The organism is Moorena sp. SIO3I8 (assembly GCF_010692325.1).
In the GTDB taxonomy this organism is placed as follows: domain Bacteria; phylum Cyanobacteriota; class Cyanobacteriia; order Cyanobacteriales; family Coleofasciculaceae; genus Moorena.
Window position 1 is genome coordinate 116,944 of sequence record NZ_JAAHHW010000001.1, and the last position, 12,697, is coordinate 129,640.

The following is a 12,697-nucleotide window of genomic DNA, read 5'->3' on the forward strand; positions in this document are numbered from 1 at the left end:
AGGCCAAAAAGTTAAGGTAGAATAGATTTTGTCAAGGTATTGTTAATTAATCTTTACCTTACCTTCAATCTCTTTAGGTGCGCTTTCCGCATCTAATTATTAAATTCGCCACGGGTCGCACCTGCTGTGATTGGCATTGACGATTTATACCCTTTGAGGACAGATGATTGAATGACTTGTGTTTGGGGAGCGGGTATCTGGCGATCGCCTTGCCAAGAAACACGATCGCCAAAACTAGGAAAATCTCAAAAGCATGAATTAGCAACCACTTTTACAACCAGTAACATTTTGTAACTAAGCCATTGACAAATGATACACAACCTTAACTTGTGACGAATGGGTGTATAGAGAAGGAGAGGGAGCAGGTCAAAGTTGCAGAACAGATGAACTATGTAGCATCAGAGCAAGGTTAAAAGACTAGTAGTTAAGTCCCCGTTTTTGATAACGATACTTAGCCACAATCGGATAAACTACATTACGGAGCCGGTTGAGAGCTCCCACAGGACGATGAACCACTAAGCCATTCCACGGGGAAAATCGCAGGTTTTCAGCAAAGTCGTATTGTTTGTCAAAATCGATGATCTGATGCTTGACGGTGAGGCGACCAACGGTAAAAAATGGTGATTTCTTCTCACTCCAACGAATTGTGACATCATCGATGGACATTTTCGGGTTGGTTTGGAATTGGATACCAAAGTCCCAGCAATAAAGAGCATCGGTTTTTGATAGTTGTTCGATCAGCTCATCTCGATAGTAATTGTCCGGTTTACTTTCATCCAATCCCAGAGCCTTGGCGCGATTGATGAAGGGAAGTTTAGGAATACCTGGTCGGGACTGATATCGCATGCTTTGATGGGGAGGCTGGCATGAAACAGGGGTAAACGCATATTTGATCACAGCGGGATACTCAACAGGAACTAGGCCCGGTTGAGACTGATCAAAATCTGATTTGAGTCCAAGGGCATAAGCAGAACCACTCCAATACCGTTCCGTTAATAAACTCTTTGGGGTTCGAGCTGTTACTTTAGCTAGGGCTAGCAATTGCCTGGGATGAGTCCTGAGCCACTTTTGGGCAGCTTGCTCTGACTCAACTATGGAGCCAAAAAATTCCTAATAATATTTGATGGTTTTGATAAAAAAGATCTTAGCATTTTGAACAATAATATCTTGAGTGTTTGGCTCGTAGCTTTGTTCTAAACTTTCTCCTTCAACACCAATCACTTTCACAGACATTGAGCGTGTGTCTGAGACATAGTCGTTTTCAACATTTGTTCGCCCATTAGCAAATCGCAGCTGAACAGGATATTGTTTTGGTGTCGCAAAAAGTCCTTGCTTGAGGGAAATCCCATTGAGTTGCTTTTGAGTAAGCCGAGTTCGTTTCGCCAGTTCGCTTTTAATGCTCTGTTCATCAAAATCAAAAATTTCTAGGTTTCCCTCCACCGAGGCGTGGGTTTTGGCATGGGTGTCTCGCAAAGCCCGTTCCTCATCCTTGTAAAGCTTATCCATCTGAATCATGACTTGCTCTGCTACAAGGTTGTAATAGTTTTGTTCGTCCTTTTCGGGATATTATGTAAATAGCTTCATGGTTATTTTTTTAGAGAAAAAAATCAGTAAGTTGTGGTGATAAAAACTCCGTTAGTATAGCAGCAGATTTGATTCGGTTACTGTCAAATTAAGTGAGCAGATAGCTGGCGATTGAGACTCAACTTTTACTGAAATAAATGGTGATTTATCAATCAGAGAGCTGGAATTTTTACTTTAATTTTTCTTTGACAATACCCGATGCCTTGCTTACGGATTGTCAAATGTTACTTTATAGCTTTTATCCGGCTGTTGAGTATTGCGGTTTACCACATCTGAGAGAGTATTTGTGTTTTGTATTACTTCCCAACCGACGGGGGAAAAGGTTTCTTCGTTGAAGATATTTTCTGCCAACAGGGGATTGGTCAATGCTTGGGAAAACCCATCAATTGCTATCATTCGGGTAACCAGGGCACCTACTGCTGCATTTGGTGGCACATCCTCAGCATAGAGTCCCACATAGAATTCAATCTTGTTGACATCACCGTATAACCGTTTTAGTTCCCTTTGAGTATCTTCATCAGCTGTGATCTGATCGAAATCAGTCACCCGAGGAAACTGACACATTTCCCGGTAATCATTGTAGCTAGCCAGTTGAGCTTGACGACCTAAGTCGATACTTTTCAATTCAACAGGTATCAGGAATTCTGCCGTGTTGAACAAACCAATTTTGGTGCCTGGTTGGGAACAGGTCTCCTCAAACAATGGTCCCAAGCCTTTATTGATCAGCATCTCATTATTCCAGAGGCTATCCACCATCGGAATTTGCTTACTGTCATAGGTCAGAGTCTCGGGAAGGGCACTGTGCCAACGATATACCAAACTAAATTCCACTGTCATCCAATTCTGGCGATACCACTTCTGATTGGTAAACGCTGCAGGGTACAGCGGCGAAAAATTATGCCTCAGATAAGTTAGACTGTAGGGGAATTGAAGCTTTTAAAACCTTAAGCATATACCTTGGTACCATACTGGCTCGTTTGACTTTTTGACGAGTACTGCGTTTATAACTCGTTTCAAGATTGAGTAGATTGAGACTAAGCGCGCTTGAGTAAATCCATATTCTGTGGTGCATGCCCTGTACGAATCCGCGTCGCATCCTCCCCAAAGGTGACATCTAATACGAGCGTGGAGTTGGTTTTCAATGGACCAGTGTTGTCGGATTGCTAAGCCCGACGTGTTGAGGGGTGGTAAAGAAGTGAGGTAAAACATCACCTCACGGGTAGTCTTGTTCCTATGATGGCGGGTGCGAATAACCATTACAATGGTCTGTAATCCAGACCACTGGGACTGTTTGTACAAATCGAAGTCTATTTGAGCAAGAGTTACTGCCTTTGAAGTTACCGTAAGAGAGGGTCGCCTTTATGGGTGATCGGTTTTGTATAGAACCCATTTGAGATCTCAGTAATGGAGTAAAATAGGGAAAAAATGCCGTACTCAATTAGTCGAGGTGATCTTGAATGGGAAATAATCGAGCCTCTGTTGCCCAAAAAGAAGCAAACTAGACAACCATTGTGGAGTAAGAGGCAGATATTAGATGGTATCTTGTACCAACTCAAGAATGGTTGTAATTGGTGTGATTTACCTAAAGACTTACCTCCCTATTCCACAGTGTTTTGGTACTACAAACAGTGGCGTACGCAAGGAGTAATCGAAGAAATTAGGGACATCCTACATCGTCGAGTACGTGAGCAAGTAAAAAAAAAGGGCAATGGACAACCCTGATGATTATCGACTCCCAAGCAGTGAAAAACACCTGCAATGCCAGCATCTCTTCCAAAGGATTTTGTTTTTACAAAGCTACTAATGAAAGACATCTAGCAGTAGATACCTTGGGTTTCCCTTTTTTTAGTCACTGTACCAAAGCCTCGGTGTCTGACGATGTGGGATTAATTGAAATGTTGTCTAACCACATTGATTACTTCAAATCTAAACCCGTCAATATTGCCAAGATTACCATCTTACAAGACCGGCGGATATCACCGATGAAAAGCTGACACAGGAATTAGAGAAAATTTATCCTCAGATTATGACCAAAATTAGATTTAAGCTTTCGGCGAAACCATCCAAAGCTCAGAAGGAAAAAGAAGGTAAAAGTGGGTTTGTACCAGTCAAAGCTTGGTGGGGAATCGAAAGAACGAATTCGTGGATGGAAAGATCCAAGAGGTGCGACCCGTGGCGAATTTAATTGGCCGTTCGCGTTCGCGCAGCGTCGGCTTTGCCGAAAGCGTCGCCTACGGCGAACGGAAAGCGCACCTGAGGATTAACGCAATGCCATCTTTGTTCGCGTAGCGTGGCCTTTTGGCCAGGGTCGGTATTTCTCCGGTACTAGAGTCGCTTCGTCACGTAGGCGTCTGTCCTTACTCACTTCATTATTATACACTTTTCACGGCAGTGCGAGGGATTGCTCGCACTGCCGTGTCGCGTTTCCTCCCGGATAGGTTTGAGGAAAAGTGACTGTCCTAAACTAGGCTTCGACTGCTGTAACTTCTGACCCGGATTAAAATCGCGGGGCTACCACGCTCCCGCATTCTCCCGTGTGAGTGTGCCATCAGCTTTTTCCCCTGCCCTGTGTTCTTCAGTTGATCACTATGCTACAGCGCTTCCAAATCTTAATTTGTCAGAGACGATCCGCTACTGCCGGGGGAAGGGTCCTTAGCCATGAGTTAGACTAGCGTAAGCATTATCATCAATACCTAGGGCAAAAACTGTTCTTCATACTTACGCCATGGAGCTAAATACCCCTATCCTAATTACAGAAAGCAATTGTTCGCGTAGCGTGGCCTTTTGGCCAAGGTTTTATAAATATTTATTAATCAAGGCTTGACAAACGGCATTTTTGTTTAACTTGTCACCTAATACCTAACACCTAACACCTAACCCTCAAAACTAAATTGACACAGTACTAGCTTAGTTTGAGCCCCTGATTAGACCTGAGAGGCTCAAGGGTTGCCATAATTTTTGTAAAGTATAATGAATGATTTATTCGCAACTACATGGCTGATATAACTGCCTGGGTGAATCTCCTCACCCCCATACCATTCCTCCCCCCTGAACACCCTCTCCCATCCCTATTGGCAACAGCAACTGAAGCCACTGCTAATGAAGCAGAAAACGGGTCACTGGTTCTTGCAGGAGTGCTATTGAGTCTAGTGGTGATCTACTTCGCCAGTAAACTCGGAGGCGAAATTTGTGCTCGGATTAACTTACCACCGGTATTAGGGGAATTGGTCGGTGGTGTAGTTGTCGGGGTTTCTGCCCTAAATCTGCTAGTTTTCCCAGAAGGGGGCAGTGCGGCTAGCAATTCCGTAATGATGACCTTTCTCCAAACTACCGCTGGTCTAACCCCAGAAGCTACCAACTCAGTATTTCAGTCTACTAGCGAGGTGATTTCCGTCTTGGCGGAACTCGGCGTGATCATCTTGTTATTTGAAATTGGACTAGAGTCTGACCTCAAAGAACTGATCCGTGTTGGTCCGCAGGCCGCTGTGGTAGCTGTAGTTGGGGTGGTTGTTCCCTTTGCTGCTGGTACTGCTGGTTTAGCTTACCTATTTCATATTTCTGCTGTCCCTGCTATTTTCGCTGGTGCTGCCCTAACTGCCACTAGTATCGGGATTACCGCTAAAGTCCTAGCAGAAATTGGACAGCTCAGTTCTAAAGAAGGGCAAATTATCATTGGTGCTGCTGTACTCGATGATGTCTTAGGAATTATCGTCCTGGCTGTAGTGGCTAGTTTGGCAAAAACTGGGGAAGTCGTGATCACTAATGTGATCTATTTGATTATTAGTGCTGGTGTCTTCCTAGTTGGAGCAATTCTAATCGGTCGCTTCCTCGGTCCGTATTTCGTTGCCTTGGTCAAGGAAATGAAAACACGAGGTCAGGTATTACTGACAGCACTCATTTTTGCCTTTGTCTTGTCCTATATTGCCACAGCTATCCAATTAGAAGCCATTTTGGGAGCCTTTGCTGCTGGGCTAGTCTTGGCAGAGACGGATAAGCGTCGAGAATTGGAAGAACAGGTCCTACCAGTGGCAGATATACTTGTGCCGATCTTCTTTGTTACAGTGGGAGCCAAAACTGATTTGAGTGTGCTTAACCCAGCAGTTCCCAGTAATCGCGAGGGTTTGATCTTGGCAACTTTCCTGATTGTGGTTGCAATTCTTGGTAAGGTGATCACAGGATTGACAGTCTTTGGTCAATCAGGAATTAACCGTCTGGCTATTGGAGTTGGCATGATTCCCAGAGGTGAAGTGGGGCTAGTCTTTGCTGGTGTTGGTTCAGCAAGTGGTGCTCTTTCAGAAGCAACTGAAGCAGCGATTATCATGATGGTTATCTTAACGACTTTTATTGCTCCGCCTTTGTTGCGGTTGGTCTTTCAAGAGCCATCTGAGCAGGTGGAAACAGCTGGAGAGTCTTGAGACTTGTTCTAATGGTATCTGAGCTGGCTGATTAAAGACAATTATTGATGCAGGATTCTTGAAGAATCCTGTTCAATTTAGTTGATTGTGTATGCTTTAAGATTTGACAAAGCTAAGTGTGTTAACTAAAACCAAATTTTCGATTCAGAGCAACCCGTGTATACTGAAACTCTTGAAACTTAACCAAGCTACTCTACGTCCGAGTCTGTTAACGGTTTTAATCAGATTAATCTGATTCATCTGATTCATCTGACAGACTAGACATTGCTTGACTGGGCTATTAATTAGGGGTATTCATCGTGAGCGGTTAGGGATTAGCGGTTAACTATAGCCTACTCTAGGCAGCTGTTGGGGTCTAATACTTAACCGCTAACAGCTGGTATAACCAATTGCTATAACCAATTGCTATAACCAATTACCTAAGATACATGATACAGGAGTAAGAATTGTGAGGTTTCGCTGGCTACTGCTACTCTCCAGCTCTTTGACATTTTCTCTATTTTCATTGGCGGCTCAAGCCCGTGAACTACTATTTTGGCAATATGATCGCAATCAGAATCGCCTGGAATTTACGACTGATGTGGGTGTACAACCCACAGCCCAACTCATTTCTAATCCTACCCGGTTAGTCATTGATTTACCAGGAATTAACGTCGGAGGTCCATCAACAAATCAGCGTCTAAGCGGGGCGATTCGAGAAGTGCGAGTGGGTCAATTTGAGAGACAAACCACTCGGATTGTGGTTGAATTGGCTCCTGGTTACACTATAGACCCCCAGCAGGTAAAATTTCGGGGTATTAGCCCCAATCAGTGGACTGTACAATTACCTCAGCCTTATCGAGGGTCACTGCCGGTTCTGCCTAACCCAGCACCGCCATCTATACCACCGGCTGAGCCACCGACCCGCACTCAATCCCCTCCACCACGGCCAACTATTCCGAGATCCAATCCAACTATTCCGAGATCCAATCCGGGGATTCGCCGACAAGGCTTTCAGATCAATAGAAATGGATTTTTTGTCAGTACCGATGGTGGGAAACCCATCATTCAAATCGAACGAAGTCGCAATAACCGCCGCATTAACATCGACCTAGAAGGGGTTACGATTGCCGAGAGTCTGTTAGGGGAAGATTTGGAGGTAAATCGCTACGGGGTTAGCAAAATCGAGTTTGAAAAGAAAAAAGAGTCCCCACCGATTGTCCGGATGACCCTGAATGTGGATAGTGACAGCCCTGATTGGCTAGCATCGTTCAGTGAAAGATTGGGGGGGGTGTTGATTTTCCCTAGGGGTGTCCCGGCTCAAAGGTTAGATAATGGACCAACATCCAAAGTGCCAACGAAACCGATTCAATCCCGTGGCTCGGCTAATACCGGTAAGTTAGCCACCATTGGGTCAGTGGAATTGGCTAGCAATCAGACTCAGCTGTTGATTAAAGCTAACCAACGGGTCAGAGCCACTAGCAAATGGGATCCTCGTTCAAAGGCTTACCAAATTACTATACCGAATGCCAAACTAGCTGAGAAGTTCAGTGGCCCTCAACTTAATAGCACTAGTCCCGTATCAGAAGTGATGGTGCGACAGGAGGACAAAAACACGGTGCTGATTTTGGTACAGCCATCAAACGGGACCCGGATTGGTAGCCTCAATCAGCTCAATGATCAGCTGTTGGCTCTGCAACTGAGACCATTGATATCACGCAGGCCAACCAGGATACCCCCCCGCTCGATTCCTGTGCCACCGCCTAACTCGATTCCTGTGCCACCGCCTAACCGGACTCGCCCACCAATTCCCAGACGTCGGGTTCCCAAAGAGCGCCTGGTAGTGGTCATTGATGCCGGACACGGTGGCAAAGACCCTGGTGCTATTGGGCTTGGGGGTATACAAGAGAAGGATGTTAATTTGTCGATTTCCCGACAGGTGGAAGCGCTGTTGGAAAAACAGGGGATTCAGGTTGTCATGACTCGCTCAGATGACCGATTCATCAGTCTGAATGGACGAGTTCAAGTGGCAGAACGGACTGATGCTGATTTATTTGTAAGCATCCACGCCAATGCTATCGGGGGTAAGCGACCGGATGTGAATGGATTAGAGACTTACTACTACTCTACTGGTCAGAGTCTTGCCCAAACCATCCACTACACTATCTTGCGGAGCGTGGATGTTAGTGACCGACGTACCCGACGGGCGAGGTTTTATGTGCTCAGGAAAACCTCCATGCCAGCAGTTTTGGTAGAAGTTGGTTTTCTAACCGGCTATGAAGACTCAGCTAAACTGAAAACTGCCGCCTATCGCAGCCAGATGGCTAGAGCGATCGCTCGTGGCATCCTCCTATATATTCGGCAAAATCGGTTGACCTAAGTTGAGTTCTAATATTGTGTCAATTCTTAATTGATAATTGTTAACCTATAATCTAACGATTTTCTTGTTTTGAGCGAACCCAAGTAATCTGTTTCTTGCCCCTGGGTGGGTAGGTGCCAATTCTTAACCAATGATCAATAACCCAATTTTGATCTCTCGAACTCAACCCCAGAGTCGTCCCATCGGGATTTTCGACAGTGGTGTGGGGGGTCTGACTGTTCTGAGGGAACTATACAAACAACTACCATCCGAATCAATTATTTACTTTGCTGACACAGCACGGCTACCCTACGGTACCAGGTCTGCGGATGAAATCGTGCAGTTCGGCTTCGAGATTCTCAGCTGGATGGTGCGACAGGAGGTCAAAATGGTGGTGATGGCCTGCAATACCAGTTCGGCTCTGGCATTGGAAACTCTGCGTAGTGAGTTTGACATCCCAATTCTGGGGCTGATTCTACCGGGTGCCCGTGCGGCAGTCCACCAAGGTCGTCGCGTTGGGGTGATTGCTACACCAGCTACGGCTGCCAGCAATGCTTATCGAAATGCTATTTTGGAGGTTGAACCAACTGCTCAGGTATGGCAAGTGGGTTGTCCGGAGTTTGTGCCATTAGTGGAGCAAAATCGCTTGTGCGAACCCTACACTAAAGCGATAGCACGGCAGTACCTAGAACCTTTGCTAGCAGCCCAAATCGATACCCTAGTTTATGGCTGTACTCATTATCCCCATCTAGAACCGATCCTGCGGGAAATATTACCCCCAGACGTTAAATTGGTAGACCCAGCGAAATACGTTGTTGCTGCTGCTGCTCAAGAACTGGATTTAATTGGAGGGAAGAATACTGGTGAGGCAAGACCAACTCGCTTTGGGGTCAGCGGTTGTCCTCAACAGTTTGCCCAACAGTCCCTACAATGGCTGGGTTACACTCCAACAGTTGAAAAAATACACCTACCACAGGTGTCAATCCCTACAATACCTTTAGGTGCGACCTCTGGCGAATTTAATTCGCCAAGGTCAAGCGCACCTTTAGAATCGGTAGATTGACCATTGAACTTCCCCATCCGTCGCAGGAATGGGGTATCCTTTGCACAACCTAATTGGCTGTTATCGACCTGGGCGTAACTTTCCCCCGCACGGTCGGTAGCTGAGTAGGGTCAATACCCAGTTTTTGAGACCCTTACTTTTTATATTAACACTATTTGAGAGTAAAAATTCATCCTCAGAGACGAAACCTTAGGATAGTGGAGCCTTAATCAAAAAGTTTTAACCCTTTTATGAATAGCCGACTAACCATAAAGGCTCCACTATCCTTACGGTAACTTTAAGACCTAATAGGACGGGGTATTCTTTTCCCTCTCAAACTCTCCCACTCTGATAATAGACCGATTTTTTTCACTATAAATTTGGTTGTGGAGGCAATTGTCACCGCATCCCATTTCTCTTAGGTGAAGTCCTTGCTCACAGGCGACTTCACCTAAGTTAGTTATTATCAAGATTAATTTTTCGCAATTTTTTCGATCACTTTAACCCCTTTAACTCACCCTAGATCTAAATCAAGCTAAATCAAGGTTTGGCTCGGCTTGTCATATCATCTCCGGATAATTACCCTTAATAATCTGTCGCCCACGGGAACGCGCACCAAGAGACGGGAAAGGGGAATTACTCGTTTTGTAAATTTTTGTTTCAAACTTATCACAATTAACGTAAAAGCGAAAACTCACGCTGAAGACTAACTTAGTAACTCAAAACCCTAGTGGTTGAGTAAGCAGTCAGCTATGAGCTTAGTCAAGAAACAGAGTCAACTCATGGGATTTTTTTCCTGGGAGACTCTTGTATCTTAAAATCTGGTTTGTCGCTTATTTTGACCCATTACCAATTGCGAATTACTAATTTACCCTTAACCTTTACCAATAAAAATTAGGGATAGAATAATTAGTAAAGCAGATTTTATCGCCAATAACGTTACGTTTATTTTATAAGTCATCTAACTATGTCAGCTCTAACTATTAAAGACATCAACACCGATAGCCTTTCTGTAGAAGAACGCTATGCACTTGACATTATAGTCAACCTGCCAGTGCCTCAGGTTAGTAAACTCCAAGAATTAATGGAATTGGAGGTAGAAGACGTTATTAGCCCTATAATTTTAGAAAATTTTATTGAACTGTGTAAAGAATGCGGCTTGGACTTGTCTGAGGCAGGAGTCAATAAGTTTAAAGATGCTAACAAACTTGGGAATACTGGAGCTGTCAGAGGAATTATTGGTCCTCAAACGGCTCAGTTTTACTTTGATGCTATCATCAATAAAGTAACACCAGAGTTGCCCCCAGGTACCGATCGAAATATTAACCAAGCTGGTTTAGATCTGGTTAAAGAGTTTGAAGGACTCCATAAAAGGTGCCCCGATGGCAGAGTAGAAGCTTATATCGATCCGGTGGGAATTCCTACTATTGGATGGGGTCATACAGCTGGTGTTCGCATAGGAGATATCATCACTGTTGAGCAAGCGGAAAAATTGCTCAGACAAGATTTAGAAAGTTCTGAATCTACGGTGAGTAATCTTGTCAAAGTATCACTGACTGATAATCAATTCTCTGCTCTAGTTAGCTTTGTGTTCAATATAGGACCAACAGCGTTTAGGCGCTCTACATTGTTACGTAAGTTGAATCAGGGTGATGTTCAAGGGGCGGCCAATGAGTTTCTTCGTTGGAACAAGGGTGGTGGTCGAGTCCTATTAGGCTTGAGCAAACGCAGAGAAGCGGAGCGTAAACTGTTTCTGAGCTAAGTCAAATTGAACGCGATTGCGTGGCCTTTTGGCCAAGGTTAAATGTTAAAGGTTGAAGGTTGCAGGTTGCAGGTTGCAGGTTTAAAGGTTTAAAGGTTGAAGGTTGAACGCGATTGCGTGGCCTTTTGGCCAAGGTTGAAGGTTAAAGGTTGCAGGTTTAAGGTTGTCAGCCAAGGCTAGACCTAATCCCTAACCCCTCTAAGTTTGGCAAAATGTATAATAAAAGACCTATCACCCAGTAAGGTCATTACTCACCTTACTAAACCAAAAGTTTATTTGGGCTACAGGCATGACCAAACAAGCACCTACCTCCTTGCTTTCCCTAAACGTGGCACCGACTCAAGTAGTGCGTTGCTCCTTGGAAGACTCAGGAAATGCGATCGCACGGCTGGGAAATCGTCCTTTGATTGTAGGAGGCCAGCATACTCTGGCTACCCTAGCCTCATCACTGGAATCAGTTTTGGAACAGCATCAACTAAGTTATGAATGCGCATCCTACAGTCCTGATTGTAGTGAGAAGTCTTTAGCTAAACTCTCAGAAGCCGTTGCTGCTCATCAATCTGACTTAATTATTGGGATTGGTGGTGGTAAGGCGTTGGATATTGCTAAAATCCTAGCGCACCAGTGCCAGTTACCTGTAGTCACTGTACCCACCTCTGCTGCTACCTGTGCCGCTTGGACAGCTCTATCTAATATCTATTCTGACCAAGGGGCTTTCCTGTATGATGTTGGACTTGACCGTTGCCCAGATTTATTGGTACTTGATTACAGCTTGATTCAGACAGCGCCCCAACGTACCCTAGTTGCTGGGATTGGTGATGCCTTAGCGAAGTGGTACGAAGCTTCAGTTAGTAGTGGTAGCGCTACAGATACTCTAATTATTGCCGCTGTCCAACAGGCAAGGGTATTGCGAGATATTTTGTTCCAAAAGTCCGTTGATGCTCTAACCCAACCTGGTAGTGAAGTGTGGCGGGAAGTTGTTGATGCAACAGTTTTACTGGCTGGTGTGATTGGGGGCTTGGGTGGAGCTCGATGTCGTACTGTTGCTGCCCATGCTGTACATAATGGTTTAACTCATATACCAGCAGCTCACGATTCTTTACATGGTGAAAAGGTGGCTTATGGCATTTTGGTGCAGCTGCGTTTGGAACAAATGCTTCAGGGGAACCAACTGGCAGCATCAGCACGGCAACAGTTGCTGAAGTTTTATGGAGAGCTTGGTTTGCCCCAAACTCTCCAAGACCTGGGATTGGGGTCGATTACCTTGGCTCAGTTACAGAAAGCAGCTGAGATTGCCTGTGGGGAAAATTCTGATATTCATCGGCTACCGTTTAAGGTGCTTCCAGAACAGCTGATGGCAGCAATGGTTTCTACTAGGGTCCTAGTTGAGGGGAGTCGTAAGGAGTTAAGTTTGCCAGCGGTTGAAGGTTGTTCGCGTAGCGTGGCCAAAGGCCAAGGTTGTCTGTCAGAATGAAGAATGAAGAATGAAGAATGAAGAATGAAGAATGAAGAATGAAGAATGAAGAATGAAGAATGAAGAATGAAGAATGAAGAAT

Annotated in this window: 12 protein-coding genes and 1 pseudogene; 8 read left to right on the top strand and 5 right to left on the bottom strand. The window is 44.9% G+C overall.

Features of this window, described 5'->3' with window-relative positions; translation table 11 throughout:
- The first annotated feature begins 171 nt into the window (after positions 1 to 171).
- Complete coding sequence (locus tag F6K51_RS00445; RefSeq protein ID WP_293017309.1) at positions 172 to 294, top strand: hypothetical protein; 123 nt, start codon at positions 172 to 174, stop codon at positions 292 to 294.
- Between the two features lie 123 nt (positions 295 to 417).
- Here F6K51_RS00445 and F6K51_RS00450 read toward each other — a convergent pair whose 3' ends face one another.
- The 4 genes and pseudogenes from F6K51_RS00450 to F6K51_RS00465 all read right to left on the bottom strand — a co-directional run.
- Positions 418 to 1,041 (bottom strand): hypothetical protein, encoded by a 624-nt coding sequence (locus F6K51_RS00450; protein ID WP_293017310.1) that lies wholly within the window; start codon positions 1,039 to 1,041, stop codon positions 418 to 420.
- A gap of 69 nt (positions 1,042 to 1,110) precedes the next feature.
- Entirely contained in the window at positions 1,111 to 1,515 is a 405-nt protein-coding gene (locus F6K51_RS00455) for a hypothetical protein (protein ID WP_293017311.1), read from the bottom strand.
- Between the two features lie 276 nt (positions 1,516 to 1,791).
- Positions 1,792 to 2,421 carry a peroxidase family protein gene (locus F6K51_RS00460; protein ID WP_293017312.1) on the bottom strand — a complete coding sequence of 210 codons (630 nt, stop codon included), beginning with the start codon at positions 2,419 to 2,421 and terminating at the stop codon, positions 1,792 to 1,794.
- A 184-nt stretch (positions 2,422 to 2,605) separates the two neighbouring features.
- Positions 2,606 to 2,748 (bottom strand): annotated as a pseudogene (locus tag F6K51_RS00465) (ISAs1 family transposase); the annotation flags it as partial.
- Between the two features lie 261 nt (positions 2,749 to 3,009).
- Here F6K51_RS00465 and F6K51_RS00470 point away from each other — a divergent pair.
- From F6K51_RS00470 to F6K51_RS00500, 6 genes are all read left to right on the top strand, one after another.
- The gene (locus F6K51_RS00470) at positions 3,010 to 3,306 is read left to right on the top strand and encodes a transposase (RefSeq protein ID WP_293017313.1); all 297 of its coding nucleotides are present in this window, start codon (positions 3,010 to 3,012) and stop codon (positions 3,304 to 3,306) included.
- Positions 3,306 to 3,578: a hypothetical protein gene (locus F6K51_RS00475; protein WP_293017314.1), complete on the top strand. Its 273-nt coding sequence runs from the start codon at positions 3,306 to 3,308 to the stop codon at positions 3,576 to 3,578. Before F6K51_RS00470 ends, F6K51_RS00475 begins: the two co-directional genes overlap by 1 nt.
- Before the next feature lie 999 nt (positions 3,579 to 4,577).
- The gene (locus tag F6K51_RS00485) at positions 4,578 to 5,999 is read left to right on the top strand and encodes a cation:proton antiporter (RefSeq protein WP_293017316.1); all 1,422 of its coding nucleotides are present in this window, start codon (positions 4,578 to 4,580) and stop codon (positions 5,997 to 5,999) included.
- 448 nt (positions 6,000 to 6,447) lie between these two features.
- On the top strand, positions 6,448 to 8,358 hold the full coding sequence (locus tag F6K51_RS00490; RefSeq protein WP_293017317.1) for an N-acetylmuramoyl-L-alanine amidase: 1,911 nt from the start codon (positions 6,448 to 6,450) through the stop codon (positions 8,356 to 8,358).
- Between the two features lie 130 nt (positions 8,359 to 8,488).
- Positions 8,489 to 9,400, top strand: coding sequence for a glutamate racemase (gene murI, locus F6K51_RS00495; RefSeq protein WP_293017318.1), 912 nt, complete (start codon positions 8,489 to 8,491; stop codon positions 9,398 to 9,400).
- Between the two features lie 946 nt (positions 9,401 to 10,346).
- On the top strand, positions 10,347 to 11,141 hold the full coding sequence (locus F6K51_RS00500; protein WP_293017319.1) for a lysozyme: 795 nt from the start codon (positions 10,347 to 10,349) through the stop codon (positions 11,139 to 11,141).
- A 1-nt stretch (position 11,142) separates the two neighbouring features.
- Here F6K51_RS00500 and F6K51_RS00505 read toward each other — a convergent pair whose 3' ends face one another.
- Positions 11,143 to 11,274, bottom strand: coding sequence for a hypothetical protein (locus tag F6K51_RS00505; RefSeq protein ID WP_293017320.1), 132 nt, complete (start codon positions 11,272 to 11,274; stop codon positions 11,143 to 11,145).
- A gap of 156 nt (positions 11,275 to 11,430) precedes the next feature.
- On the opposite strand from F6K51_RS00505, the gene F6K51_RS00510 reads away from it, so the two are divergent.
- Positions 11,431 to 12,615, top strand: a complete 1,185-nt coding sequence (locus F6K51_RS00510; protein WP_293017321.1) for an iron-containing alcohol dehydrogenase family protein — start codon at positions 11,431 to 11,433, stop codon at positions 12,613 to 12,615.
- The last annotated feature ends 82 nt before the right edge of the window (positions 12,616 to 12,697 follow it).